This window comes from Pseudomonas grimontii (assembly GCF_007858185.1).
GTDB classification, from domain to species: domain Bacteria; phylum Pseudomonadota; class Gammaproteobacteria; order Pseudomonadales; family Pseudomonadaceae; genus Aquipseudomonas; species Aquipseudomonas grimontii.
The window spans coordinates 70854-96109 of record NZ_VFES01000019.1; the positions used below are offsets into that span (position 1 = coordinate 70854).

The 25256-nt window shown below is 63.5% G+C and carries 21 protein-coding genes and 2 pseudogenes; 11 read left to right on the forward strand and 12 right to left on the reverse strand.

Features of this window, described 5'->3' with window-relative positions; translation table 11 throughout:
* Nucleotides 1-19: 19 nt before the first annotated feature.
* The 3 genes from FIV39_RS25345 to FIV39_RS25355 are packed head-to-tail and all read left to right on the forward strand — an operon-like array spanning nucleotide 20 to nucleotide 2397.
* Nucleotides 20-841, forward strand: a complete 822-nt coding sequence (locus FIV39_RS25345) for a molybdenum cofactor biosynthesis F family protein (RefSeq protein WP_090402393.1) — start codon at nucleotides 20-22, stop codon at nucleotides 839-841.
* Nucleotides 834-1634, forward strand: coding sequence for an SDR family NAD(P)-dependent oxidoreductase (locus tag FIV39_RS25350; protein ID WP_090402390.1), 801 nt, complete (start codon nucleotides 834-836; stop codon nucleotides 1632-1634). The genes FIV39_RS25345 and FIV39_RS25350 overlap by 8 nt, the downstream gene beginning before the upstream one ends.
* Nucleotides 1627-2397 carry an SDR family oxidoreductase gene (locus tag FIV39_RS25355; RefSeq protein WP_090402388.1) on the forward strand — a complete coding sequence of 257 codons (771 nt, stop codon included), beginning with the start codon at nucleotides 1627-1629 and terminating at the stop codon, nucleotides 2395-2397. The genes FIV39_RS25350 and FIV39_RS25355 overlap by 8 nt, the downstream gene beginning before the upstream one ends.
* A gap of 23 nt (nucleotides 2398-2420) precedes the next feature.
* On the opposite strand, the gene FIV39_RS25360 is transcribed toward FIV39_RS25355, so the two are convergent.
* From FIV39_RS25360 to FIV39_RS25375, 4 genes are all read right to left on the reverse strand, one after another.
* The gene (locus tag FIV39_RS25360; protein WP_090402386.1) at nucleotides 2421-3077 is read right to left on the reverse strand and encodes a TetR/AcrR family transcriptional regulator; all 657 of its coding nucleotides are present in this window, start codon (nucleotides 3075-3077) and stop codon (nucleotides 2421-2423) included.
* Nucleotides 3078-3092: 15 nt separating this feature from the next.
* Nucleotides 3093-4055: a transcriptional regulator FeaR gene (gene feaR, locus FIV39_RS25365; protein WP_090402384.1), complete on the reverse strand. Its 963-nt coding sequence runs from the start codon at nucleotides 4053-4055 to the stop codon at nucleotides 3093-3095.
* A gap of 116 nt (nucleotides 4056-4171) precedes the next feature.
* Nucleotides 4172-4792 (reverse strand): DUF3156 family protein, encoded by a 621-nt coding sequence (locus FIV39_RS25370; protein ID WP_090402380.1) that lies wholly within the window; start codon nucleotides 4790-4792, stop codon nucleotides 4172-4174.
* Nucleotides 4737-6236, reverse strand: coding sequence for an APC family permease (locus FIV39_RS25375; protein ID WP_090402378.1), 1500 nt, complete (start codon nucleotides 6234-6236; stop codon nucleotides 4737-4739). Before FIV39_RS25375 ends, FIV39_RS25370 begins: the two co-directional genes overlap by 56 nt.
* A 291-nt stretch (nucleotides 6237-6527) precedes the next feature.
* On the opposite strand from FIV39_RS25375, the gene FIV39_RS25380 reads away from it, so the two are divergent.
* The gene (locus FIV39_RS25380; protein ID WP_090402376.1) at nucleotides 6528-7856 is read left to right on the forward strand and encodes an alginate export family protein; all 1329 of its coding nucleotides are present in this window, start codon (nucleotides 6528-6530) and stop codon (nucleotides 7854-7856) included.
* A gap of 45 nt (nucleotides 7857-7901) precedes the next feature.
* Here the strand turns inward: FIV39_RS25380 and FIV39_RS34035 are convergent.
* Nucleotides 7902-8213, reverse strand: a pseudogene (locus tag FIV39_RS34035) (methyl-accepting chemotaxis protein); the annotation flags it as partial.
* Nucleotides 8199-8996: pseudogene (locus FIV39_RS33775) on the reverse strand (PAS domain-containing protein); the annotation flags it as partial. The pseudogenes FIV39_RS34035 and FIV39_RS33775, both read right to left, overlap by 15 nt.
* A gap of 130 nt (nucleotides 8997-9126) precedes the next feature.
* Here FIV39_RS33775 and FIV39_RS25390 point away from each other — a divergent pair.
* The 4 genes from FIV39_RS25390 to FIV39_RS25405 all read left to right on the forward strand — a co-directional run bounded on the left by FIV39_RS25390 (nucleotide 9127) and on the right by FIV39_RS25405 (nucleotide 13444).
* A complete protein-coding gene (locus tag FIV39_RS25390; protein WP_090402374.1) occupies nucleotides 9127-10104 on the forward strand; it encodes a helix-turn-helix transcriptional regulator in 978 nt (325 codons plus the stop codon).
* 131 nt (nucleotides 10105-10235) lie between these two features.
* Nucleotides 10236-11117, forward strand: coding sequence for a transporter (locus FIV39_RS25395; RefSeq protein ID WP_090402372.1), 882 nt, complete (start codon nucleotides 10236-10238; stop codon nucleotides 11115-11117).
* A gap of 22 nt (nucleotides 11118-11139) precedes the next feature.
* Complete coding sequence (locus FIV39_RS25400) at nucleotides 11140-12303, forward strand: MFS transporter (RefSeq protein WP_090402369.1); 1164 nt, start codon at nucleotides 11140-11142, stop codon at nucleotides 12301-12303.
* 34 nt (nucleotides 12304-12337) lie between these two features.
* Nucleotides 12338-13444 (forward strand): class II histone deacetylase, encoded by a 1107-nt coding sequence (locus FIV39_RS25405; protein ID WP_090402367.1) that lies wholly within the window; start codon nucleotides 12338-12340, stop codon nucleotides 13442-13444.
* Nucleotides 13445-13494: 50 nt separating this feature from the next.
* Here FIV39_RS25405 and FIV39_RS25410 read toward each other — a convergent pair whose 3' ends face one another.
* Together FIV39_RS25410 and FIV39_RS25415 are read right to left on the reverse strand one after the other, a co-directional pair.
* Nucleotides 13495-14427, reverse strand: coding sequence for a p-hydroxyphenylacetate 3-hydroxylase reductase component (locus FIV39_RS25410; RefSeq protein ID WP_090402365.1), 933 nt, complete (start codon nucleotides 14425-14427; stop codon nucleotides 13495-13497).
* A 56-nt stretch (nucleotides 14428-14483) separates the two neighbouring features.
* A complete protein-coding gene (locus FIV39_RS25415) occupies nucleotides 14484-15653 on the reverse strand; it encodes a p-hydroxyphenylacetate 3-hydroxylase oxygenase component (RefSeq protein ID WP_090402362.1) in 1170 nt (389 codons plus the stop codon).
* Nucleotides 15654-15916: 263 nt separating this feature from the next.
* On the opposite strand from FIV39_RS25415, the gene FIV39_RS25420 reads away from it, so the two are divergent.
* The 3 genes from FIV39_RS25420 (at nucleotide 15917) to FIV39_RS25430 (ending at nucleotide 19581) form a co-directional block, all read left to right on the forward strand.
* Complete coding sequence (locus FIV39_RS25420) at nucleotides 15917-17404, forward strand: aldehyde dehydrogenase family protein (RefSeq protein ID WP_090402360.1); 1488 nt, start codon at nucleotides 15917-15919, stop codon at nucleotides 17402-17404.
* A gap of 135 nt (nucleotides 17405-17539) precedes the next feature.
* Nucleotides 17540-18601 carry an aromatic ring-hydroxylating oxygenase subunit alpha gene (locus FIV39_RS25425; RefSeq protein ID WP_090402357.1) on the forward strand — a complete coding sequence of 354 codons (1062 nt, stop codon included), beginning with the start codon at nucleotides 17540-17542 and terminating at the stop codon, nucleotides 18599-18601.
* A 29-nt stretch (nucleotides 18602-18630) separates the two neighbouring features.
* Nucleotides 18631-19581, forward strand: a complete 951-nt coding sequence (locus FIV39_RS25430; RefSeq protein ID WP_090402355.1) for a PDR/VanB family oxidoreductase — start codon at nucleotides 18631-18633, stop codon at nucleotides 19579-19581.
* Between the two features lie 6 nt (nucleotides 19582-19587).
* Here FIV39_RS25430 and FIV39_RS25435 read toward each other — a convergent pair whose 3' ends face one another.
* The 4 genes from FIV39_RS25435 to FIV39_RS25450 all read right to left on the reverse strand — a co-directional run bounded on the left by FIV39_RS25435 (nucleotide 19588) and on the right by FIV39_RS25450 (nucleotide 25251).
* Nucleotides 19588-20301 (reverse strand): GntR family transcriptional regulator, encoded by a 714-nt coding sequence (locus tag FIV39_RS25435; protein WP_090402352.1) that lies wholly within the window; start codon nucleotides 20299-20301, stop codon nucleotides 19588-19590.
* Between the two features lie 67 nt (nucleotides 20302-20368).
* Nucleotides 20369-22111 carry an acyl-CoA dehydrogenase gene (locus FIV39_RS25440; protein ID WP_146371640.1) on the reverse strand — a complete coding sequence of 581 codons (1743 nt, stop codon included), beginning with the start codon at nucleotides 22109-22111 and terminating at the stop codon, nucleotides 20369-20371.
* A gap of 27 nt (nucleotides 22112-22138) precedes the next feature.
* The gene (locus tag FIV39_RS25445) at nucleotides 22139-23380 is read right to left on the reverse strand and encodes a thiolase family protein (protein ID WP_090402348.1); all 1242 of its coding nucleotides are present in this window, start codon (nucleotides 23378-23380) and stop codon (nucleotides 22139-22141) included.
* A complete protein-coding gene (locus tag FIV39_RS25450; protein WP_090402345.1) occupies nucleotides 23377-25251 on the reverse strand; it encodes a feruloyl-CoA synthase in 1875 nt (624 codons plus the stop codon). Before FIV39_RS25450 ends, FIV39_RS25445 begins: the two co-directional genes overlap by 4 nt.
* Nucleotides 25252-25256: the final 5 nt, after the last annotated feature.

The window sequence follows — 25256 nt, forward strand, 5'->3', positions numbered from 1 at the left end:
CATCAACCGGAGCCATGCAATGACCACTTCATCCGACTGGATCACCGTAGGCGCCCTCGCCGACGGTTTTGCCCCCGACGCGTTTATCCTGCCCAACCTTGCCGACCTCAACGGCAAGGCCTTCACCCTGCACTTCGCCAACGGCTGGCAAATCGAGCATCGCTTCGACACCGAGCAGTTGCACTGGCACGCCGCCGACGGCCACTCCAGCGGTTCGGCCGCCTACCGTGCCACCTCGGTACGCCCGGGCCTGTACCTGGTCGATTTCATCAAGCATGAAGCCGGCCAGGCCTGGTCGATCAGCCTGGTGCTGGACACCATCACATCGTCGTTCACCGCCGTGATCGGGCGCATGCCGGACCGCGAACAAACCGAGCAAGGCCTCTACAGCCGCGCCCTGGCCGGCAAGGCCCTGACCTCGGTAGAAGTAGATTTCCTGCACGGCAGCCTCGATCAAGCCTGGCAGCCCGGCCAATGCCCGCACGCGCCCACCCAGGAACTGACCGGCCTGCGCAACCTGTATCGCTACAGCCCCAGCGAAGTCTACGAGCACATCTACCTGAACGATCAGTTCTATGCCTGGCAATGCCTCAAGGGCGTGGAGCAGGGCCTGTGCGATACCGATCGCTGCCACTACTACAAAATCGCCGATCAGCTGTACCTGTTTGTCTGGCGCGAAAAGATCATCCCGACCCTCGGCCTTGTACTGATCGACCTGCAACAGCACCGTAGCGACGGCAAGATCTTCGGCTATGCCGGTGCGTCGTTCGATGAGCTGTCGAACTTTCCGGTCAGCTCCTACTGCCAAGTGCTCAACCGCACGGAGTATCCCGATGCCTGATCCACGCACCGTTGTCATCACCGGTGCCGGCACGGGCATCGGTGCCGCCTGCGCGCGGTTGTACGCCGCCGAAGGCGCCAACCTGGTGCTGATCGGCCGGCGCCGCGAGCCGCTGGAGCAGGTTGCGCAGGACACCGGCGGCCTGGTGCTGGTGGGCGATGCGGCCTGCCCGGCCACCTGGGAGGGTTTCGTGGCGCAGATTGCTCAGCGCTACGGCCGCCTCGATGTGCTGCTGGCCTGCGCCGGCGGGCATGGCGTGGGCAGCGCCACCCAGACCAGCCCGCAGACCTGGGAGGCGGCCTTGCGCAGCAACCTGGACAGCGCGTTCTACAGCGCCCGCGCCTGCCTGCCGCGGCTGATCGAAAGCGGCGGCAATATCGTGCTGCTCGGTTCCATCGCCTCCCTGGCCGCCGGGCCCGACGTGTGCGGCTACACCACCGCCAAGCATGCGCTGCTCGGGCTCAACCGTTCGCTGGCGCGGGATTACGGCCCACGCGGCGTGCGCGTGAACGCGGTGTGCCCAGGCTGGGTTACCACGCCGATGGCCGACCAGGAAATGCAGCCGCTGATGAGCTTCCATGGCGACACCCTGCAGCAAGCCTATGCCCGTGTGTGCGCCGACGTCCCGTTGCGGCGCCCCGCCAGCGCCGAAGAAATCGCCAAGGTGTGCCGCTTCCTGGCCAGCCCGGATGCCTCGATCATCACCGGGGCCAGCGTGGTCGCCGATGGCGGTTCGAGCATCGTCGATGTGCCCACACTGGCTTACGTCCATATGGAGCGCGCACATGCCTGAAGACTTGGATTTCAGCGGCAAGACCGTGCTGGTCACCGGCGGCGCCCAGGGTATCGGCCAGGCCATCGTCGAGGCGTTCGCCTGGCGTGGCGCCCGCGTAATGATCGCAGACCTGCGCCTGGCACAAGCCCAGGCATTGGCCGAAGGCTTGCGTGCGCGAGGTTGCCTGGTCGAGGCCATTGCACTTGACCTGGCCGACGCGACTGCGGTGTTCGAAGGCATCAAGGGCATAGAGCAGGACTGGGGTCGCCTGGATATCCTGGTGCACAACGCCGGCTACTTTCCGTTGACACCGTTCGCGCAGATCACCCCGGCCATGCTTGAACGCACGCTGGCGGTGAACCTCTCGGCGCTGTTATGGCTGACCCAGGCCGCCTTACCGATGTTTCAACGCCAGGGCGGTGGCTGCGTGCTGGTCACCTCATCGGTCACCGGGCCACGGGTCGCCTATCCCGGGCTCAGTCACTACGCGGCGTCCAAGGCCGGGGTCAACGGTTTTATCCGCAATGCCGCGCTGGAGCTGGCTGCTGATCAGGTGCGCGTCAACGGCGTAGAGCCGGGGATGATTGCCACGCCGGCCATGGATAACCTGGGCGACAGCCAGGTCAATGCCGACATCGCCAGTCGCGTGCCGCTGGGACGGCTGGGAGCCGCTCAGGATATTGCCGGTGCGATGCTGTTCCTGGCGTCCGACCTGGCGACCTACATCACCGGGCAGACCATCGTGGTGGACGGCGGCTCGACGCTGCCTGAGGTGAAATGACCTCTGTCGGGATGTAAACCGGATCAGCTGTGGGAGGGTGCTTGCCCCCTCCCACATGTTGACCGTGGTGTATCCGTTGAATAGCGCTCGGCTGCTTCAAGCAGCGCCAGTGAATCACTGAACACCCGCGACAACGCCGCAAGCCGTTTGACGTAGCCCTGGGCCGTCGAATAGATCAGTTCCACATGCAAGCTGTCGACGATCCCCAGGTAGGCGTCGCCAAACACTTCAAGCGCCTCGGGTCGTACCGTCCTGTACCGCCCTTGCGCGGCACGCTGAAAGTCTTGGCGAATGCTGGCCAGGTAACCCTCAAATCCCGCCGTAATGACGCTGCGAATTTCCGCCGGCGGAAAGTACGCCGTGCGCAACAGGAAGCGCAGGTGCGCCGACCCTTCATAGCGCCCGCTCAACCGCTCAAGGTGCAATTGCCCCGGCACACGGGTGTGGGCGACTTCTTCCTTGAAGCACTGCGCGATGTACTGATGTTCATGGGCCAGGGCAATCTCGAAGACCGTCTGAAACAGCGCGTCCTTGCTGACAAAATGCGCATACAGCGAGGCCTTGCGCATGCCCGCCCCGACCGCGATTTCGTTCAGCGATGAGGCGTCATAGCCATGGGCGGCAAAGTGTTCGACCGCGACTGCGCAAATGTTATGGGCCGACAGGGTGAGCGGTTTCATTGATCGATGGATACCCTACGCCGCACCGACCGCTTGCTGCAGATGAGTGGAACGAAAATCCTTGGGCGACAGCTCGAATTGCTTCTTGAACGAGCGGCTGAAGTGCGCGGAATCGGTGAAGCCCCACTTGTAGGCGATCGACGTGATCGACTCGCTCTTGAGGAAGGGGTTGGTCAGATCATCCGCGCTGCGTTTGAGCCGCGCACGCTGGATGTAGCGGCAGACACTGTCGTCCTGCTCTTCAAACAAGCGGTACAAATGCCGCACCGAAATGTTCAAGCGGCTGGCCAGGCCCACCGGGCTCAGGCCGGGTTGGGTCAGGGACTCGTCGATGACTTTCTGCACATAACTACGCAGGTTACTGCCCTGCAAGGACACGGCGCTGTCGCCTGGGGCGTCATGCAGTTCAAAGGCTGAACCGAGCAGGGAGACAAACGCCGCTTGCAGCGCCTCGGCCTCTTCAATCGAATCCTGGCCCTCCAGGCCCTCGCGGCACAGCTGGTCCATCAACACGTGGAGCATGCGCCCACAGGCCTTGCTCGAAGAGATCTTGCCGAAGGTTTTCGAGGCGCTGCCCAGTTGCTTGCACACTTCGTTGCGCGAGAGTGACAGGGACGCATGTTCGATGAGACCAAAGGGGCTTATCTCGATCGAACCGGTGGAATCCATCAGCAACATATCGCCGGGGGCCAGTTGAATGACCTGGCCATTCTGGGTGATCTGGCAATAGCCGCTGCGCTGGCTGACGAGGAAGCAATGCTGGTCCATATCGTGATCGGCATTGGGCCGCTCGCGCTTGATCAGGCCGGCATTGGTCCGCAGGTTGGCCAGTGACAGGCCGCCGCGGGAGTGCTTGGAAACCTCACCGATGAACAGTGAACGGTTGAAGGCCAGTTCCGTGTCGAAATGACCGCAGGCCGCTCGCAGATCCCGCGTCCAGGTTTCCAATCCATAGTGCGCAGACTGATAGGTGCTCATGGCATCTCCACAATGGTTTCTTGTTTTTGTTGGCTAATAGTTAACATGTTATCTATATAGGCGCAACAAGTCCGTGATACCGACTGTAGAAGCACTAATGATGCCAATTCCTCAACTCAGAGCGCGCCCAATACCCGCTGCAAACCTGCGAGCACCGTCAGCAACCCTGCTCGCTGCGCGCCGCTCAAGGGGATGTAGCGCCGAAACGCCGGCATGCGGTTGACCACCTCGCTGCCGCCCATGTGTTCAAGCCGTACGTGCCATTGCTGCCCGCTCAAATCGAGGTGCAGTCGCTTGAAGTCCAGCCCCATCAAGGCTGGATGCAGGCCAGGGTCGTCGTTCAAGGCAGCCTGGAGCCTGGCCAGCAAAACCGGCGCTCCTGCCCGTTGTCGACAGGCCAGCCCCGTGCGTCGAATCGACCCGCTGTGGTGCAGTTCAAAGCGCGCACTGCCCTGCTCTGAGGCGGGCACCGTGAACATGAATTCGGTCATGACCAGGTGCATCAGCAATTGCGCTTCCGTGCGCTCGGCAACGTCGACCTGAAGACCGATGTCCTCCAGGCAAAACCTTGCCTGGGCTGGCCCCGTCGAGGTGAAACTCGCCAGCCCGAGGTTGCGCCGCACGTACTCAAGCGTAACCCCAGGCCGGTAACCGGACGGGGCCCGTTGGGCGCTGAACAGTTCAGACAGCTTTTGCAGCCTGCTCGAGATAACGGTTGTGAGGGTTGCCAGGCTCATGGGAAAACTCCTTGGCCAGCACTTCTTCTACCGAAGCCGGCTTGAATGGATTGACCTTCTGTACCACCAGTGTCCAGAACAGCGCGTATGAAGCCGTGATTCCGAGCATCACCCCGAACGGCACATAAATGTCCGCTGGGTTCATGCCCGGCGGGGTAATGAACCACATGCCCAGCAAGATGCCGACGCTGGAAAGAATCTGTGGCAACGGGAAAAACGGCGAACGATAGGCCCGTGGCAGATCCGGACGACGAATGCGCAGGATCACCACCGACAGTGTCACCAGCAGGTAGGAGAAACTCCACGCACACACCGCCGCCAGCACCAGGTGCATGATGTTGTCGGTGTTGCCGCCCAACCACAGGGCATACAGGCACGGAATCAGCATCGCCACCAGGATGCACAGCAGCGGCGTCTTGAAGCGCGGGTGCAAATAGGTGAAGACCTTGGGCAACGCGCCGTCCACCGCCATGCCGTAGAGAATCCTCGGCACGCCCGCCATCAGCGTGTTGATGGTGGCGGCACCGGCAAACAGGAAACCGATCCCCAGCCACAGCGGGCCAATATCCCCCATAACCTGCTGGGCAAAGCGTGGGATTGCCATGGGCGTGTCGAGCAGGTGCACGCCGGTGGCGGCATCCAGCACCACGTTTTCCACCTGGCGTTTCATCGCCGCGCCGTAGATGAACATGCAGGTGGCCACGCTCAACAAACCGAAAATCATGGCCTTGGGCATGACCTTGGCCGAATTGCGCAAGTCCGGGGCCAACGGCGTGACGAACTCGCAACCGACGAACATGAACATGGCCATGCCCACCAGCGACAGAATGGTAATCAGGTCGGTGCCCACCAGCGACACGCCGAACCAGCCCTCCAGTTGCACCGCCGGTGCCGCGATCAGGCCGAGCACGCCGAACACCATCAGGGTGGTCCACATGCCAAAGGTCAGGATGATCTCGGCCCTGCCGAAGGCGCTGACGCCAAAGGCATTGAGAATGCCGAACACCACGACAAACCCCACCCCCAGCAGCCAGGAACCGCCGGCAGACTCCGCCAGGGTATTGAGGTGTTCGAAGTTCACCAGGGCCATGACCCCGGACAGAATCGTCTCGGCGGTGCCGGCGAACACATGCACGATCAGGTACGCCGACAACGTGCCGGTGATCGCAAAGAAACGGCCCATGCCGCAATTGATGTAGTCGTAGACCGAGCCGGTGGTCGGCAGGATCGAGGCGGCTTCGGCGAAGGTGGTCGCCTGGGCCAACATCATCACCACCGCAATCAGCATGGCCACCGCGAAGGCGCTGCCGCCAATACCGAAGCCCATGGTTGCGGTGAGAATCACCGGGCTGGCCATGATCAGGCCAATGGTGCTGGCAAGCGCGGTCGGAAACCCGACGCTGCCGCCTTTCAAATGCTGTGTGAGCCGGTCATTGATCGACATGGTGCGGATCCTCGAAAGCGGATTTCTGAGTGGATGCATCGAGCCGTTCAAGGAGCCGGCGATAAAGCCCTCCCCAGCCAGTCCCTGATCGAAACGGCATCGTGCGCAAAATCACTGTGCACTTCCCGAGCACCGAGCGTCTTGCCCATGTCTGCCGTGGCTTTTGTTGCTGCCTGCCAAGGCATACGGCTTGGCGGGCAGGATCAATTACGTGGCACGCAGGTGAAAGACTTCCTCCGCCTGGGGTCATCTTAATGCGCCCTCGACCTAACCATGCTGGGGAATATAACAATGGAGCACACACTGAAACCACGCACGCTGTCCTTGGTCGTCGGCCTGGGTATCGCGCTGTTGATCGGCCATTCGTCGGCCCAGGCCTATGAGCTGTATGCCGACGAGGATACCCACCTGAATGCGGACTTCCTGGCGGTATATGGCCTGTTCAACAGCCGCCACAACTACGACGGCACAGCGGGCGGCTCGACCTGGCGCGAAGGGTTCATCAAGTACGGGGTGAGCGGCGACCAGGGCCTGGCCGGGAACGGCACCGCGTATGGCGCGCTCAATTGGGTCAGCTCCGGCACCTGGGGCGACGGCGATGCGGCGGGCAACACCGATGGCAGCGAACGCACCACCAAAATCGAAGACGCCTACCTGGGATGGCGCTCGGCCGACCTGTTCCCGGCGCTGGGCAAGGACGGTGTGGATTTTTCCGTCGGACGCCAGGTGGTCAAGATCGGCCGGGGTTTCCTGATCAACGACGACGGCCCCAACCTCGGCAAAGGCCCGGCTGACGGCGCGCTGAACCGAGGCGGCGCCTATTACCTGGCGGCACGCCACGCCTTCGACCGCACTGCGGTGCTGCGCCTGGGCGGGCAAGAGGGGCTGCACGGCTCGGTGCTGTGGCTCAAGTCAGACAACCGCGCCCAGGCCGAAACCGAACTGGCGGCGGGCACCCTCGACTACACGGCCGCCGCCGGAACGCTGGGGCTGACCTGGGTCCACGGCATGAACGTCACCGACCAGTGGGCCAGCGACTTCCAGAAACAGCGTGAGGGCCTGGACACTTACAGCGTGCGCGGCGAAGGCAGCGCCGGTATCGACAACGCCAGCTTCGCCTTCGAATACGCCTGGCAAGACAAGGACGCGGGGCCGGAAAAAGCCTGGTACGCCGAGGCCGGCTACACTTTCGCCGATGTCGGTTGGTCGCCCAAAGTGACCTACCGCTACACGCGCTACTCGCAAAAATGGGACCCGCTGTTCACCGGGCTTAGCACCGGCTACGGCACCTGGTTCCAGGGTGAAGTCGCCTCCAACTATGCCGGCCCGTTCAACAGCAACACCGGCATCCATCACGTCGGTCTCAAGGCGACGCCCCTGGAGAACCTGACAGTCGGCGCGCTGTACTTCGACTTCAATACCCTGCGCAAAAACAATGCGCTGAACCTCGACGCCCGGGAACTGGACCTGTACGCCGAATGGGCGGTCAACAGCCACCTGATCATCAGCCCGCTGGTGGGCATTTACCAACCCAAAAAGGATGCCGACAGCGGCGGTAACCAGGTGGGTGGCAACGGCACCAACCTCTACAGCCAACTGACCGTGGCCGTGCCCTTCTGACCGGCCTCAGGAGCTGCGCAACGCAGCTCCCTCCTAGCGTTCGTGCTGATGCAGCATCGTCTGGATCTGATGGGTCGCCTGGCGAGTGTTTTCCGCCAGCTTGCGCACCTCATCGGCGACCACCGAAAACCCACGCCCGACCTCGCCGGCCCTGGCCGCTTCAATGGCGGCGTTCAAGGCCAGCAGGTTGGTCTGGTCGGCGATGCCCTTGATCACACTCACCACCGTGGCGATCTGGCCGTAGGTGGCCTGATTGTGCTCGAGCAACTGCTGATGCGTGGTCTTCGCCGACTGCTCATCGCTGATGTCCCGTACCGCGCCGAGCACCCGCGTCAGACGGCCCTGGGCATCGCGCACCGCTCGCCCGCGCTCGCGACACCAGATGTAGTCCCGGGTCTTGTGGCGCATCCGGTATTCAAACACGTACTCACCGCTGCCCTGGGGCGCAAGGATTTCCCGGTCGAAGATCGCCATGATCTTCGGCAGGTCGTCGGGGTGGGTGATGCTGACCTGCGCGTCCCAGCCGTCGGGCAACTCATGGGGCGCGTAGCCGAGGAGCAGGCGGAACTGACTGAAAATCCGCATGCGGCTGGCGGGGTCCTGCACGTCACCGTTGACCACGGTGATGTCCCAGCAGCCTTCGGTCATGGTGCAGAGCAGCAGCTCCCAGATCTGCGTCTCGTGTTGATGCGCAAGGGCGCGCTGCGCCTGCTCACGCAACTCGGCTTCCAGCGCCTGTTCACGCAGCCCGGCCTGTTCCAGTTGCTGGCGAAGCACGGCAAGTGCCTGTTCGCTGCGCGCCCCTTGGGCAGCCTGGTCGCGGGCTGACTCCTCGAGCAACAGCAACTGCCGCGCAGCCTGCGCACGTTGTATGGCGAGTTGCTCCAAGTCGGCCTGCACCGACGGATAAGCATGCAGCGCTTGGGTTTGCAACGCCTCACCGGTCAGCAGTTGCTTGACGACGGCGACAATGTCCTGCATCGGCGGTTTTTTCTTGAAGAACATCGGCCTGGCCCTTTCTGATCGAGTCGAAACCCCGGATCTGATCGCAAACCGAGCGTGATTGCTTGTACCAGCCTGCAATGCCTTTGCGCGTGGCTGCCATCCACAAAAAGCCGGGCGTCGGGCGCTATCATGCATCTGTAGGATGGTGATCGGCTTTCAGCCCGTCGATACTTCCCCCCAGGCCCTGCCCACGTCCAAACGACGTTCCGGCCCTTAATGACTTCGTGACGAAAACAATAAAAATGTCGCACAGAGGTACATACGAATGAGCCGTCATGATCATGGTCACGCCAGCCTCCTGGAGGCGTTCAGCGCGATGACACTGGAGCTACAACGTCTGGCACAGGACAAAGACATCGAGCATTTCCACGAAGCGGCGCTGCGCTGCATCAGCCAGCTGCTGCCCTTCGACAGCGCCTGGTGGGGCCGAGCTGCGCTGATTGACGGCCTGCCGGAAGAGCACAGCTCCTACCTCTACAACCTGCCCCGCAGCTACCTGGCCGACTGGCAATCGATTCGCCATATCGATGTGACCATCGCCAGGGTCCACGATGTGCCTGGGCAAGCGGTCATCGTCGACATGCGCAACCCCGCCAACGGCCCCGGGCTCAACTGGCTCGGCACGTGCTACACGATTGGTGAATTGCTGTGCGTGGTGTACATCGACCCGCAAACCCACCTCAGCGATCACCTCGCGCTCTACCGTGCGCCCGACGCCGCACGCTTTACCGAGCAGGACTGCCTGCTGTTGAACAACCTCATGCGGCACCTGGTGGCGGCGGTCTCGGCCAATCAGATTCGCACCCTGGTGGCCATGCGCGAAGCCCTCACCCACCCGCGCAATCTCGCGCTTGCCGTGTGCGACCAGCGCGGCACTCTGCACTGTGCGGAACGTGGCTTCGTCGACTTGCTGCTGAGCGAGTGGCCGGACTGGACCGGCCCTTGCCTGCCGGTAGCGATGGACGCCGGGGGCTATGACGGCAAGCACCTGCAGGTCGAGGCCTCGACAGTCGGCGACCTGCTCCTGCTGGCCGCCCGCAGCCGCACGGTGCTGATGCAACTGAGCCCTCGGGAGAATGCGGTGGCCCAGGGTTTCGGTGAAGGCAAGACCTACAAGGAAGTCGCCCGCGACCTGGGTATGTCGCCCAATACCGTGCGCCATCACATCCGCGCCATCTACAGCAAACTCGGGGTCAAGGACAAAGCCCGAATCGCCCACCTGCTGCACGCCCCGCCTGACTGATCGGCACCACTGACCCGCGCTGACTTTTTCGCTGTCGTTTTGACGGCCACGGGACACCTTTGCGCTTTTTTTGTCCCTCTGCCACCCAAGGGCGAGCCATTCGCCGCACCACACCTCAAAGAAGAGATGCCATGCCCATGATCCAGACCTTCACCCGCAACACCGCACTGGCCCTGCTCGGCGGCTTGTCGAGCCTGCACGCCAGTGCAGCCGACCTCAATGCCCGGGATTTTTTCGGCGCCCCCTCGGGCACCAGCCTGGGCGTGCTGTACTTGCCGGCAAGCCGCGCCAGCGACTTCCACGGCCCGGCCGACAGCACCGGCAAGGCCGACCTGAAGGTCAACGCCGTGGCGTACCGCCAAGTATTCTTCACCGACATCTGCGGCACACTCTGTACCCCACAGTTCATCGTGCCTTTCGCCGACATCAACGCCCGCCTGCCGGGTGCCGGCCAGCACAGCGCAGAAAGCGGTTTCGGTGATCCCCAGGTCGGCGGTACCGTGTTTTTCATCAACGATCCTGCCTCGCGCACCTACAGCGGCCTACTGACCCTGATCACCCTGCCAGTCGGCGAATACCACGGCAACAATCCCGATGTATCGCCCGGTGCCAATCGCTGGGGCACCACCTTCGTTTACAACTACACCCAGGGCATCGGTGAAAAATGGGTGCTGGAAGCCAACCTCGAAGCCCAACTCTATGGCAAGAACGACGACTACTTCGGCAGCGACCTGAAACAGGATCCGCTGTATCGCCTGCAAGCTTTTGCCTCCTACGACTTCACACCCGGCACCTACGGCGCACTGCGACTGATCCACGCCGATGGCGGCGAACTGCGGATCAATGACCAGCGCATCGACAACACCCACAAGCGCTACACCCAGGTGGGCTTCGAGGTCGGTCATTGGCTGGATAAACAGAACCAGTTGATGTTCGGCCTCTCGCAGAACGTCGCCACCGACAACGGCTATCACGGTACCGACGCACTGCTGCGCCTGGTCCATATGTTCTGAACCCCCTCATCGGAGCTTGCCCATGAACACCCAGACCCAACCGCTGACCGATGAACGTTCGCGCGCCTCATCCCCATTGGCATTGCTGGCCGCCATTGTGCTGTTCGCTGCCATCACCCCGACCATTCTGATGACCGCACCGGCCGTGGCGGCACAACTGGCGACGCAATGGCAGTTGAGCCCGTCGCAGATCGGTGACCTGTTCTCCACCGAACTCGGCGCCATGAGCCTTGCCACCCTGCCCGCACTGTGGTGGCTCAAGCGTGTCGATTGGCGCCGCGCCGCCTTGCTGTCCGGGCTGCTGTTCATCACCGCCAACCTGCTCTCAATGCTGGCCAACGACTACCCGATACTCCTGGCACTGCGCTTTTGCAGCGCCCTGGCCGGCGGCTCGTTGATGATCATCTGCCTGTCCAGTGCGGCCTCCACGGCCAATCCCGGGCGCGTCTACGGGTTATGGGTGATGGGGCAATTGGTGGTCGGGGCGATCGGTTTGAGCATCCTGCCCCAGCTGTTCGAGCACTACGGGTTGTCAGCCTGCTACATGATCCTCGCCGCCTTGATGACGCTCTTTCTGCCCCTGGCGCGACACTTTCCCCAGGGCAGCCCGGCGCCTGAGAAAACCACCGAGCGCACCACCCTCGTTTCCCGATGGAAAGCCGCACTGGGCATTCTGGGCATCCTGAGTTTCTACGTCAGCCTGAGCGGTGTGTGGACATTTATCGGCTCCATCAGCAGCCACTCCGGCCTCTCTGCCGAGGCCAGTGGTGAGATTCTGGCGCTCGCCACGGTGATGGGCATCGTCGGGGCCGGTTGTGCCTCACTGATCGGCGACCGTCTGCCACGCCTGTTGCTGTTACTGCTGGGGTACGCGTTGATGGCAGGCGCCGTGCTGTTGCTGCTGGGCCAACCCGACATGCTGCGTTTTGCCGTGGCGGCGCTGCTCTTCAAGTTCACCTGGACCTTCATCCTGCCGCTGATCCTGGCCTGCCTGGCCGACCTCGACCGCTCCGGGAAACTGATGAACGCTTCCAACCTGGTGATCGGTGGAGGCCTGGCCATCGGCCCGACCGTGGCTGGCCGGATGATCGAAGCCAGCGGCGGCTTCCAATCACTGCTGATCGCAGGGGCGTGCGTCACCGCGCTGTCCCTGGTGTTGATGCTGAGCAGCCGCCCGAGTGCCTGAAAAGCCCTTTTACCCCAACGAAAATGGAAAGACGATGAGCCGAAAAAGTGCATTTTTCTTCGACGAACTCAGCCTCTGGCACAGCGCCGGGCTGCACGCCTTGACCCTGCCGGTGGGCGGGTGGGTGCAGCCTCCTGCCGCCGCCGGCCACGCCGAGTCACCGGAAACCAAGCGTCGCTTGAAGAGCCTGCTGGACGTTTCCGGCCTGACCCGCCACTTACAGGTGCGAAGTGCCGTCGCGGCCACCGATGAAGACTTGCTGCGGGTGCACACGCCCGACTACCTGCAACGCTTCAAGGCGATGAGCGATGCCGGGGGCGGCGAGTTGGGGCCACACGCGCCCATCGGGCCTGGCAGTTATGAAATAGCCAGGCTCTCCGCCGGGCTGACCATGGCGGCAGTGGATGCGGTGCTGTCCGGCGACGTCGACAATGCCTATTCTCTGTCGCGCCCACCAGGCCACCACTGCCTCGCCGACAGCGCCATGGGCTTCTGCTTCCTGGCCAACATCGCCATCGCCATCGAAGCCGCAAAAGCCCGGCGTGGCCTAGGCAACGTCGTGGTGATCGACTGGGACGTGCACCACGGCAACGGCACCCAATCGATCTTCGAAGAGCGCGGCGACGTGCTGACGATTTCCCTGCATCAGGACGGCTGTTTCCCGGCAGGTTACAGCGGTGAAGCCGATCGCGGGCGCGGCGCCGGGCTGGGCGCGAATATCAATATCCCGCTACCCCCCGGCAGCGGTCATGAGGCTTATATGCACGCGATGGAACGCATCGTGATTCCAGCGCTGGAGCGCTTCGAGCCGGAATTGATCATCGTCGCCTGCGGCTACGACGCCAACGCCGTCGACCCCCTGGCGCGAATGCTGTTGCACAGTGACTCGTTCCGGCACATGACCCGTCTTGTACGCCAAGCAGCCGAACGCCTGTGCCAGGGCCGTCTGGTGCTGGTGCACGAAGGCGGCTATTCCGAAGCCTATGTACCGTTTTGCGGGTTGGCGGCCATTGAGGAATTGGTGGGTGTCAGGACGCAGGTCGGTGACCCGATGCTGGAGTTTGTGCAGTTGCAGCAACCGAAAGCGGCGCTGGCGGCGTTTCAGTTACGCTTGATCGATGAGTTGGCCGAAGCCCGCTGAGCGTGACGCAAAAAAATCCGATGCCGTTACCGGTATCGGATTTCGGGCACTCAGCAGTGGCTGATCAGTTGCTTCAACACCGTCTTGAAGGTTTCGATCTGGTCCTGGCTGAACTCGGCGAACACCTTGTCCTGCTGTTCCCGTGCAATGGCCCAGAGGTCTTCGGTCTGTTCAATGCCCGCAGCGGTCAGGCGCACACCGTGTTCATCGTCGTCGACCAGCCCCTTGCGCTTGAGGTTGGCCACGGCGTCATCGATTTCCCGCACCGGCATCGCCACTTCCCGCAATAGATCGCTGGCGCTCAGGCGGGCGTCGTTCTCCAGCACCATCAGCATCCGCGCCTCGTTGGTGCGCAGGCCGGTGGACAGTTGCCGGGGCTGGTAGCTGGACTGGTAGGCGCGCACCGCCTGGGTCATCAGGTAATACAGGTTGTGGCTCAGGCGCCCCTGGAAGTGGCTGCTCGGCGGTTGGCTTTCGTCCCGCTTGGTCATGCGCGTATGGGGCAGGACCATGGAGTAGGCGCCCTGATGATAGAGCAGCGGCGAACGGCCAAAATCGTCGAAGGCCACCACCTTGCCGATCATGATCCAGTGATCGCCGCCATCCACCTGTTGGTATTTTTCACAGTGAAAACGGGCCGAACAATCGGCGAACACCGGCGCCCCGCCCTCCCCCGGCTCATAGGCGATCTCGGCGAAGCGGTCGTCCTTGGGCCGGGCAAAATTGTTCGAAAGGTCGATCTGGTCGGCCGCCAGCACGTTGACCGCGAAATGGCTGGCCTCCTCGAAGACCCCGTGACTGCTGGAGCGTTTGTCGATGCTCCACAGCACCAGCGGTGGGTCCAGGGACACCGAGTTGAAACTGTTGGCGGTAACACCCACCTTGCGGCCAGAGGCGTCGGCGGCGGTGACCACGGTCACGCCCGTGGCAAAGTTGCCCAAGGCCCGGCGAAAGGCGCGTGGGTCGAAGGTCGATTCAGACATGCAAGACTCCCGGGCTGCGTCAGGCGCAGCCCTGATTGTTGTTTTCAAAAACGGGTTCAGATCATGCTCGGGTCGGGCTCCAGGCCCATCAACTCGCGGCCGAGGATCTGTGCACAGACGTCGTAGTCGGTGTAGGCATGGGCGCCGGTCATGTGCGAGTCGCGGAACAGGCGCTGCATCTCGTTGTGCTCAAACCAGGCGTTGCCGCCGGCGGCCTCGAACAGACGGTCCACCGCCTGGATGCACATCTTGGTCGCGTAGGCCTGGTTGGTGCGCCAGAACGCCAGGGTCTCGCGGGTTGGGTAGCGCTGCTGTTCACTGTGTTCGGCGTGTTCGTTCCAGGTTTTTTCGAGGAAGGCGCGCGCGGCGGCCACCTGGTGAGTCGACTCGGCCAGGCGCATCAACGCCGGGGTCGCGGCACCGACTGCCGCCCCGGTATAGGCGCGCACGCGGGTCTTGGTTTTTTCGCGGAACACCTCGAGCATTCGCTCGGCGACGCCCAGGCTGACGGTGGAAAAGCCGCTGGCAAAGTAAGGCCGGTACGGTGAGTAGAAAATCTTGCTGTCGGGGTACAGCCCAAAGCCGGCGGACTTGCCTTCCATCATGTCCTTGGCTTTCTGGATGCGGTGCTCCGGCACCCAGGCCTTGTCGATGATCAAGGTCTTGGTGCCGCTGCCTTTCATGCCGGCGGCAAACCAGTCATCGCGGATCTGGTAGTCGCTGCGCGGCAGCACCGCGAAACAATAATCCGGGGTGCCCTGGGCGTTGTTGCGGCGAAACCCGACGATCGCCCACTCAGCGTGATCACAGCCGCTGCTCCAGCCCATTTCACCGCTGAACAACACGCCGCCCTCGACTTCCTCGGTGCGCCCAAACGGCGCAATGCTGCTGCTCGCAGTAGCATCCGGGTCAGTGCCCCAGACCTCCTGCTGCAGTTGGGCCGAGAACAGCGCCAATTGATGGCTGTGGGTACACAACAGGCTCATGGCCCAGGCCGTGCTGGCGCAGGCTCCGGCGAGCAACGCGATGCAGTCGGCAAACTGCGGCAGCGACAACTCCATGCCGCCGAACGCTTTGGGCTGAAACACACGGTGCATGCCGATGCTTTTGAGCAGCGCAATATTCTCGGCGGGCACCTTGCGGTCCTGCTCGGCCACAAAGGCATTGGCGGCGATGGTCGGCAGGATGGACTTGAGGTCTTCGAGGAGCGGGTTTGGCTTTTTCATGGATGGCCCTGCTTATTATTGGATGTCCGGGCACCGCCATAAATCGAGGCATGGCGCCGGATGCAGGGCCAGTATGGAGCGCGCCTTCCAGGCAGAACATGCACCTTCCAGAGTCAAGATTGTACTTTTCAAAGGCTCAGGCGGGTCCGCCGTGCACAAGCACTGGCAGCCACAGACATGCCGCTCGGCAGCCACAGTCAAGCCCGTTCCGGCCACGGGGATTAACCTCGGTTTTTTCAATGTCTGCCACCAGGAAAAACCCCATGAGCGATATTCCACTGCTGCCCCAGGTTGAAGCCTTCCTCCGTCGAAACCATGCGTTGTTCATCGACGGTGGCTACGTCGAGAGTCATTCCAGCCAGCGCCTGGAGGTGATCAACCCGGCCACTGGGCAGGTCATCGCCGACGTCGCCGACGCCGACCCGGCCGACATCGACGCAGCGGTGGCGTCCGCGAGCCGAGGCTTCAAGCAGTGGTCGCAGGTCGCACCGGCAGTGCGCGGCAACGTGCTGCTCAAGCTGGCCGACCTGCTGGAGCAACACCGCGAAGAACTGGCGCAGATCGAAACCTGCCAGTCGGGCAAGATCATCCAGATTTCCCGTGCTTTCGAAGTCGACCAGGCCGCGCACTTCCTGCGTTACTACGCCGGCTGGGCCACCAAGATCAGCGGCCAGACCATCACCCCGTCGCTGCCCTCCTTCGCCGGCGAGCGCTACACCGCGTTCACCCTGCGCGAGCCGGTCGGGGTAGTGGTCGGCATCGTGCCGTGGAATTTCTCGACCATGATCGCCATCTGGAAACTCGCCTCGGCGCTGGTGACCGGTTGCAGCATCATCATCAAGCCCAGCGAGTTCACGCCACTGACCATCCTGCGCATCGCCGAACTGGCGATTGACGCCGGCCTTCCCGCCGGCGCGCTGAACGTCTTGACCGGCGGCGGCAGCGTCGGCAAAGGCCTGATCGAACACCCCGGCACCGACAAGGTGTCGTTCACCGGCTCCGTGCCGACCGGGATTGCAGTGGGCCAGAGTGCCATGGGCGCCGGCCTGACCCGGGCCACCCTTGAGCTGGGCGGGAAAAACTCGGCCGGGTTCCTGCGCGATGTGGACCTGGACAAGGCCGTCAACGGCATCATCGAAGCGGGCTTTCTGCACTCCGGGCAAATCTGCGCCGCTGCCGAACGCTTCTTTGTGCATCGTTCGCAGATCGAAGCGGTCATGGACAAACTGGCCCAGCGCCTGAGCACGCTGAACATCGGCTCGCCCCTGGATGAGCGCACCGAATTCGGCCCGGTCACCAACCGCCAGCACCAACTCAAACTCGGCGAGTTCTTCGCCAAGGCCCGCGCCGAAAACAACCGCATCATTCACGGTGGCAACCTGATCGACCGTCCTGGCTGTTACGTCGAGCCGACAATCATCCTCGCCAACAGCGTCAACGACACCCTGCTCAACGAAGAGACCTTCGGCCCCATTGCCACGTTCTTGCCCTACGACAGCGAAGAAGAACTGCTGGCCTTGATGAACAACACACCCTACGGCTTGAGCGCCAGCCTGTGGACCAACGACCTGGGCAAGGCCTTGCGCATGGTGCCTGCCATCGAGGCCGGCACAGTGTGGGTGAACATGCACACGATGCTGGACCCGGCGGTGCCGTTTGGCGGCAACAAATCCTCGGGGATAGGCCGGGAGTTCGGCAGTGCGTTCATTGATGACTACACCGAGCTGAAGTCGGTGATGATTCGCTACTGACTTCATACAGTGGATCCATTGAAGTATAAATGTCCGATAATCGCCCAATAAAACAGCGATATAAGATTGACTCTCCATCAGGCCAGCCATTTAATGGATCCATTAAAAGAATAATCCATTGCCTGGAGAGTCATCATGTACCCCAAGAACACGTGGTATGTCGCTTGCACCCCCGATGAAATCGCGCACAAGCCCCTGGGTCGACAGATCTGCGGCGAAAAGATGGTGTTTTATCGTGGCCAGGAAGGCGCCGTGGTGGCGGTCGAGGACTTCTGTCCTCATCGCGGTGCGCCGCTGTCACTGGGGTATGTCGAAAACGGCAACCTGGTCTGCGGCTACCACGGACTGGTCATGGGCGGCGACGGCAAGACCGTGGAAATGCCCGGCCAGCGGGTACGCGGCTTTCCGTGCAACAAGACCTTTGCCGCCGTTGAGCGCTACGGCTTCATCTGGGTGTGGCCCGGCGATCAGGCCCAGGCCGACCCGGCGCTGATCCACCACTTGGAATGGGCCGTGAGTGACCAATGGGCTTATGGCGGCGGGCTGTTTGACATCCAGTGCGACTACCGCCTGATGATCGACAACCTGATGGACCTGACCCACGAAACCTACGTGCACGCCTCCAGCATCGGCCAGAAGGAAATCGACGAAACGCCGCCCGTGACCACGGTGGACGGCGATGAAGTCGTCACTGCCCGGCACATGGAAAACATCATGGCCCCGCCGTTCTGGCGCATGGCCCTGCGCGGTAATAACCTCGCCGATGACGTGCCGGTGGACCGCTGGCAGATCTGCCGCTTCACCCCGCCCAGCCATGTATTGATCGAAGTCGGCGTGGCCCACGCCGGCAAAGGTGGCTATAACGCCGCCCCCGAACACAAGGCCGCGAGCATCGTGGTCGACTTCATCACCCCGCAGACCGACACCTCGATCTGGTACTTCTGGGGCATGGCGCGCAACTTCAACCCCCACGATGAGGCACTGACCGCGAGCATTCGCGAGGGCCAGGGCAAGATCTTCAGTGAAGACCTGGAGATGCTCGAGCGCCAGCAGCAGAACCTGCTGGCCCACCCGCAGCGCAACCTGCTCAAGTTGAATATCGACGCGGGCGGCGTGCAGTCGCGCAAGATCCTGGAGCGACTGATTGCCAGGGAACGCGCCCTCGAACCGCACCTGATCACCACCACCACCGCCTGAACAGCGCGACAACTTTGCGAGGACCGAACATGATCGATGTGGTGGTGGTATCCCGTCATAACGAAGCCCAGGACATTTGCAGCTATGAACTGGCCAGTGTCGATGGCCAGCCGCTGCCGGCCTTCAGTGCCGGCGCGCATATCGACGTGCACCTGCCCGATGGGCTGGTGCGCCAGTATTCGCTGTGCAATCACCCTGAGGAACGCCATCGTTATGTGATTGGCGTGCTCAAGGACCCGGCCTCTCGGGGCGGCTCGCGCACCTTGCACGAGCAGGTCCACGAGGGCGCACACCTGACCATCAGCGAGCCACGCAACCTGTTTCCCCTGGCCCACGACGCGCGGCGCAGCCTGCTGTTTGCCGGTGGCATCGGCATCACCCCGCTCCTGTGCATGGCCGAGCGCCTGGACCATGCGGGTGCCGACTTCGAACTGCATTACTGCGCCCGTGCCAGTGAGCGTGCGGCGTTTGTGCAGCGGCTCAAGGCGTCGCCGTTTGCCGAGCGGGTGTTCCTGCATTTCGATGAGCAGCCGCACACGGCCTTGAAGGCTGCCGAGGTGCTGGCGGCGCCCGCAGACGACGTGCACCTGTATGTCTGCGGCCCTGGCGGGTTCATGCAGCATGTGCTCGACAGCGCACGCGCACAGGGCTGGCAGGAAGACTGCCTGCACCGCGAATACTTTAGCGCGGCCCCGGTGGACAGCAGCCTCGACGGCGGCTTTTCGGTGAAGCTCGGCAGCAGCGGCCAGGTCTTCGAAATTCCCGCCGACAAGACCGTGGTCCAGGTCCTGGAAAGCCATGGCATCGAGATTGCCGTGTCCTGCGAACAGGGGATTTGCGGCACCTGCCTGACCCGCGTGCTGGAGGGCATACCGGAGCACCGCGACCTGTTCCTCACCGAGCAGGAACAGGCGCTGAATGATCAGTTCACGCCCTGCTGCTCACGCTCGAAGACCCCGCTGCTGGTGCTCGATATCTGACAGGGTTCACGACGCGGGCAAAATCACCTTCATGCGCGCGGCGGCGGTGGCTGAACTGAAGATCTCGGCATAGCGCAACGTTGCATTGGCGTGCTCACGCATGATGGCTTCGGCCCGTGCGCCCTGGCGATTGACCAGGGCGTCGAAGACCGAGTGATGCTGCATGTGGGCATAGTTGAAGCGTCGGTACTCGCGAGCCATGTCCTCGCGATCCACCGCCAGCGCGGTCACCGAGGCGAACGGCAAGTGATCATTGCGGGCCAGCGCGTCGGCGATCGCCGGGTTGTGGCTGCCTTCGACGATAACCTGGTGAAAACGCATGTTCAGGTCGTGATAGACCTCGAGGTCATCCTCGGTCACGTAGCCCTTTTCGAACAGTTGATCGCCTTCCACCAGGCAGCGCTCAAGTACTCTGCGTGCCTCGTCGGACAAACCACGCTCGGCGGTTTGACGCGCAGCCAGGCCCTCAAGCACACCCCGCACTTCGACGGCGCCGGCAATGTCGCTGGGGCTGACCGAACGCACCTGATAGCCGCGCCCGCCAAACGGCACCAGCAGCCCTTCCTGTTCGAGGGTACGAAAGGCCATGCGCACCGGCATGCGTGACACGCCGAACAGTTGCGCCGTGGGAATCTCCATCAGCCGTTCGCCCGCCGCCAACTCCCCGCTGGCAATCATCTTGCGCAGTGCAACCAGCACCAATTGACCGGGTTTACTCATCCAGGCAACTTCCAGAAAACGTGAGCCGCCATGGTACCGCAAGTAGAACCGCAATCACCTGGCCGCGTCAGATGAACGCCAGCGCTGCCCGTGCCCCGTCTATGGCGCCCAGGTGCTGTGCCAGCCGCGACGGCAGGTAATCGAAAAAGAACCCGGCGCTTTGCAGCTTGGCGGCGCGCAAGGGGTGATCGTCGGGCAGTGCCCTGGAGACCCGCGCGGCCCGCGCCCAGGCAAAGGCCAGCAACGCGACGCCACAGAGTTGGAGGAAATCCGGCGCCGCCCGATAGGGGTATTCACTGTCCTCATGCGCGCGTTCACGTATGGCGCTCACCACACGGGCCAACGCGTCGCACAGGCTGCCCAACGCACCACAGAAGCCTGCGCATTCGACAGACTGCCTGCCCTGCGCGGCCTCGGCGCGCAACTCGGCCAGCAGCAAGCCAAAGGCCCGGCCCTCATCCCCCAGCACCTTGCGCAGCAACAGGTCATTGGCCTGGATCTCGTTACTGCCCTCGTAGATCATCGCGATGCGGCTGTCCCGCAGGGTTTGCTCGATGGCGAACTCGGTGACGTAGCCGTAACCGCCGAACACCTGCAGCGCATTGCTGGCCTGGCGAAAGCCCTGTTCGGTGAAAAACGCCTTGATGATGGGCGTCAGCAGCGGCGCCAACTGGGCGGCCGACGAGTCCTGGTCATGTTCGGCCTGATCAAGCAGGTGCGCCGCCCAGTAGCCGATGGCGCGCATGCCCTCGCTGGTGGTGCGCAGCTCCAGCAACACACGGCGCATGGCCGGGTGATAACGGATCGGATCAGCCGCCTGGGCCGCTACCTCTTCCGGCCTTGACGGCGCACGCATTTGCAAGCGCTCGGCGGCGTACTGGCGAGCGTTCTGCCAAGCTGCCTCGACATGCCCCAGGCCTTGCAGGCCGACATGCAGGCGCGCCGAATTCATCATCACGAACATCGCCGCCAGGCCACGATTGGCGTCGCCGATCAGCCAGCCTTGGGCGGCGTCGAACACCAGGGAACACGTGGCGCTGCCCTTGATGCCCATCTTGTGTTCGATGCCGTCGCAGTGCACGCCGTTGGCCTGGCCATCGTCCAAGTGCTTGGGCACCAGGAACAGTGAAATGCCACGGCTGCCCGACGGCGCATAGGGCAGGCGCGCCAGCACCAGGTGCAGGATATTGGCCGTGAGGTCGTGCTCGCCGCCGGAGATAAACAGCTTGCTGCCGCTGAGGCGATAACTGCCATCCGCCTGGGGTTCAGCACGACAGCGCAGCAAGCCGACATCGCTGCCGGCCTGGGACTCGGTCAGGCACATGGTGGGCAAGGCCTGGCCACTGACAATCTCGGGCAGGTAGCGCGCCTGCAGCCAAGGGGCGGCGTGGGTCTTGAGGCACAGGTAGGCGCCGTGAGCGATCCCGGTGTACATGGCCCAGGCATGGTTGCTGGCGTAGAGCATCTCTTGCAGCGCCGCATCGAGCAGTTGCGGCAAGCCCTGCCCGCCCTGCTCCTCGGCACACGCCAGCGCCGGCCAACCGCCGTCGACATAGGCGCGATAGGCCTCGGCAAAGCCGTCCGGGGTGCTGACCTGCCCCGCCTGCCAGCGGCAGCCCTGGCGATCACCGCTGCTATTCAACGGCGCCAATACGCCCTGACTGAAGCGAGCCGCCTCCTCCAGCACCTGTACCGCCAGCGGCAGGTCCAGGGCCGCGAACGCCGGGGTGCGCTGCCAGGTATCGGGCGCCTGCAACCAGTGTTCCAGGACAAATTGCATATCGCCCAGGGGCGCCTCATAGCTCCACATCGGGACACCTCTTCGACAAAAAAACCATCAAGCGCGGTAGACAGGGTTCTCGATCAGCAACGCCATGCCCTGCCCGCCGCCCACACACGCTGCGGCAATCCCGTAGCGCAGGTTGTGCTGGCGCAGTTGTCGGGCCAGGGTCATCACCAGGCGCAGGCCGGTGGCGGCCAAGGGATGCCCCAGCGCAAGCGAGCCGCCCTGGACGTTGAGGCGGGTGCTGTCCAGCTCCAGTTCATGGGCCACCGCCAGTACCTGGGCGGCCTGGGCTTCGTTGATCTCGAAGCGGCCGATGTCGCCCAAATTCAACCCGCTGCGTTGTAACAGAAGGCGGATCGCCGGCGCCGGGCCGATGCCCATGAACTCGGGGGCCACACCGACCACCGCGCTGGCCAGCAGCCGCGCCAGGGCCGGACGCGTGCTGGCCGAGGCACGCCCCACCAGCGCCGCCGCCGCCCCATCGACCACCGCACAACTGTTGCCGGCGGTTTGCACGCCGCCTGGATGCACGGCGCGCAAGCGCGTCAGGGCCGCAAGGTCGGTGGGCCGTGGGTGGCTGTCGACGCTGACGGCACTGGCCCGGCGCGCGAGGCTGATGCCCCTGGGCTGGTACCCCTCAAGCTCGAACACCTGGTTATCGACCGTGACGATTTCTTCCGTCCAGGCGCCGTCACGTTGCGCCTGCAAGGCGCGCTGATGGCTGTCGCAGGCGTGACGGTCCACGGCCTTGCGGCTGAGGCCATAACGGCGCGCCAGGTTGTCGGCGGTGGCGATCATGTCCAGGCCAGGGGCCGGGTCGTACAGGGCCTCCCAGAGAAAATCCTTGAATTGCACCTCGCCGCCGAGTCGAAACCCGTCGCGATGGGTGTAGGCCGCAATCGGGTTGCGCGACATGGATTCACTGGCCACGCACAGGGCCAGTTGCACCTCGTCGCGCAACTGTTCAGCGGCCTGGCGCAGCAGCTCGAAACCGGTGGCGCAGATGCGCTGCACCCCCAGTGCCGGGACCGCTTGCGCCACCCCGCTGTACAAGCCGATATGCCGTGGCAACAAGTAGGCATCGAAGCTGGCCTGGGCCATGGAGCCGGCCAGAACGCTGTCCACCGCCTGGGGGTCGATGCCGGCCCGGGCCAACACTTCACGACCCACCTTGATGCCCAGGTCGATGGGCGACACCTGGGACAGTGCGCCGCCAAGGTCGACCCACGGCGTGCGCACCGCCGCGAAAATCGCCGCATCGGCAAACGCCGAGTACTGCCCGGCGCTGCTCAAGGCTTGGGCCCGGCGCGCAGGATCGTGGCCTCTTCGCCGCGATACAACGCCTCGACCTTGGCCGCACGCCATTGCAGCACGGCGCGCTGGTTGATCGAGCCTTTGTCGGTGATTTCCCCACGGTCGATGGACGCCGGCTCGTCGAGCAGGGCGATCCATTCCAGGCGACTGGCATTGCCGGTGGCCTCGCGGTTGAGGCGCTGCAACCAGTCGCCGAACCACTGGCGTACCGGCGCGCTGCCCAGCACCTCGGCGTCGCTGGCGTCGGCGCCCAAGCCGGCCAGCCGCCGGCATTCGTAGAGCCTTGGGAACACCAGGGCTCCCAGGCATTCGCGGTCCGGCGCGGTAATCACCAGGTCCTGCACATAGGGCGAGCCGTCGAGCACGGCGCGATTGCGCAACGGGCCGACACTGACAAACACCCCGGAAGACAACTTGAAATCCTCGGCAATCCGCCCGTCGAACATCAGCCCCAGTTGCGGCTGGTGCGGGTCGGCGAGTTTGATCGCGTCACCTGAACAGTAGAAACCCTGTTCGTCGAACACCTCGGCGGTTTGCTCGGGCGCCCGCCAGTACCCCGGCATGATGTGCGGCCCGCGAAAACGCCCTTCGAACTTGCCGTCCAACGGCACCAGGCGCACCTCGCAGCCCGGCGCAGGCAAGCCGATATAGCCGGCCATGGACAACGGCCCGGTGGTGAAGGTACAGGACGGCGCGGCTTCGGTCATGCCCAGCCCGGCCATCATGCGGATGCGTTCACCGCAGTGCTGTTCGGCCACGCGGTCGAGGCGATCCCAGACACTTTGCGACAGGCCGGCGGCGGCGAAGAAGAACAGTTTCATGCGTGCAAAAAACCGCTCGCGCAACTCGGCGTCCTGTTCCAGGGCGTTGACCAGTTCTTCCCAGCCCTTGGGCACCGTCAAATAGGCGGTGGGCGAAATCTCCTTGAGGTTGAGCAGGGTTTCGGCAAAGCCCTGGACCGTGGGTTTACCGTCGTCGAGGTAAAAGGTGCCGCCGTTGTAGAGCACGATGCCGACGTTATGGCTGCCACCAAACGTGTGGTTCCACGGCAGCCAGTCCACCAGTACCGGCGGCTCCTCACCGAACACCGGAAACGTCTGCAACAGCATTTGCTGGTTGGCGCAGAGCATGCGCTGGGTGGTGATCACGGCCTTGGGCAATTTGGTCGAGCCCGAGGTGAAGAGAAACTTGGCGATGCTGTCGGGGCCGGTGGCCTGGAACGCCGCATCGGCCTCGGCGCCGCCCGGCGTTTGCAGCAGGCTGGCGAAGCTGACCTGAGTGCGCCCAGGCACGTGGCCGCGCACGCTGATCAGCGGGGTCTCGGCCGGCAGGACAGCGTCGATGGCGCGCTGGTAAGCGGCCGCATCGCTGACGAACACCAGCCCCGGTTGCAGCAGGTCGCACACATGCCGCAGCTTGGCGAAATCCTGGGACAACAACGAATACGCCGGCGATACCGGGCAGTAGGGAATGCCGGCGTACATCGCGCCGAGGGCGACCTGCAAATGTTCGATGTCGTTGCCCGACAGCAATGCCAGCGGCTTGTGCGCCGAGAGCCCGTAACTCAACAGGCCCTGGGCAATCGCACGCACGCTGTCGAGCATCTCGCGGTAGCTGACGCGGCGCCAATCACCACCGGCCTGGCGGGCCGCGATAAACGTCTGCTCGGGCCGCACCTGGGCCCAATGCACCAGGCGGTCGAGCAAGCGCGCCGGCAACTCGGCCAGGGGCTCCAGGGAGCGCATATGCAGCACGCCGTGTTCTTCAGTGACCGCCACCGGGGGGTGGCCGATGGAGACCTCGCGGTATCGCGGTGCGGGCTGGGGTTGCGGTCTGAATTCGGAACTCACAAGGG

Excerpts from the sequence above, each read along its gene's own strand:
- FIV39_RS25410 (WP_090402365.1), bottom strand. The coding sequence starts at position 14,427 with ATGTCTGAATCGACCTTCGACCCACGCGCCTTTCGCCGGGCCTTGGGC.
- FIV39_RS25425 (WP_090402357.1), top strand. The coding sequence starts at position 17,540 with ATGTACCCCAAGAACACGTGGTATGTCGCTTGCACCCCCGATGAAATC.
- FIV39_RS25350 (WP_090402390.1), top strand. The coding sequence starts at position 834 with ATGCCTGATCCACGCACCGTTGTCATCACCGGTGCCGGCACGGGCATC.
- FIV39_RS25415 (WP_090402362.1), bottom strand. The coding sequence starts at position 15,653 with ATGAAAAAGCCAAACCCGCTCCTCGAAGACCTCAAGTCCATCCTGCCG.
- FIV39_RS25370 (WP_090402380.1), bottom strand. The coding sequence starts at position 4,792 with ATGAGCCTGGCAACCCTCACAACCGTTATCTCGAGCAGGCTGCAAAAG.
- FIV39_RS25380 (WP_090402376.1), top strand. The coding sequence starts at position 6,528 with ATGGAGCACACACTGAAACCACGCACGCTGTCCTTGGTCGTCGGCCTG.
- feaR (WP_090402384.1), bottom strand. The coding sequence starts at position 4,055 with ATGAGCACCTATCAGTCTGCGCACTATGGATTGGAAACCTGGACGCGG.
- FIV39_RS25375 (WP_090402378.1), bottom strand. The coding sequence starts at position 6,236 with ATGTCGATCAATGACCGGCTCACACAGCATTTGAAAGGCGGCAGCGTC.
- FIV39_RS25395 (WP_090402372.1), top strand. The coding sequence starts at position 10,236 with ATGCCCATGATCCAGACCTTCACCCGCAACACCGCACTGGCCCTGCTC.
- FIV39_RS25420 (WP_090402360.1), top strand. The coding sequence starts at position 15,917 with ATGAGCGATATTCCACTGCTGCCCCAGGTTGAAGCCTTCCTCCGTCGA.
- FIV39_RS25360 (WP_090402386.1), bottom strand. The coding sequence starts at position 3,077 with ATGAAACCGCTCACCCTGTCGGCCCATAACATTTGCGCAGTCGCGGTC.
- FIV39_RS25345 (WP_090402393.1), top strand. The coding sequence starts at position 20 with ATGACCACTTCATCCGACTGGATCACCGTAGGCGCCCTCGCCGACGGT.
- FIV39_RS25440 (WP_146371640.1), bottom strand. The coding sequence starts at position 22,111 with ATGTGGAGCTATGAGGCGCCCCTGGGCGATATGCAATTTGTCCTGGAA.
- FIV39_RS25405 (WP_090402367.1), top strand. The coding sequence starts at position 12,338 with ATGAGCCGAAAAAGTGCATTTTTCTTCGACGAACTCAGCCTCTGGCAC.
- FIV39_RS25390 (WP_090402374.1), top strand. The coding sequence starts at position 9,127 with ATGAGCCGTCATGATCATGGTCACGCCAGCCTCCTGGAGGCGTTCAGC.
- FIV39_RS25435 (WP_090402352.1), bottom strand. The coding sequence starts at position 20,301 with ATGAGTAAACCCGGTCAATTGGTGCTGGTTGCACTGCGCAAGATGATT.
- FIV39_RS25430 (WP_090402355.1), top strand. The coding sequence starts at position 18,631 with ATGATCGATGTGGTGGTGGTATCCCGTCATAACGAAGCCCAGGACATT.
- FIV39_RS25400 (WP_090402369.1), top strand. The coding sequence starts at position 11,140 with ATGAACACCCAGACCCAACCGCTGACCGATGAACGTTCGCGCGCCTCA.
- FIV39_RS25355 (WP_090402388.1), top strand. The coding sequence starts at position 1,627 with ATGCCTGAAGACTTGGATTTCAGCGGCAAGACCGTGCTGGTCACCGGC.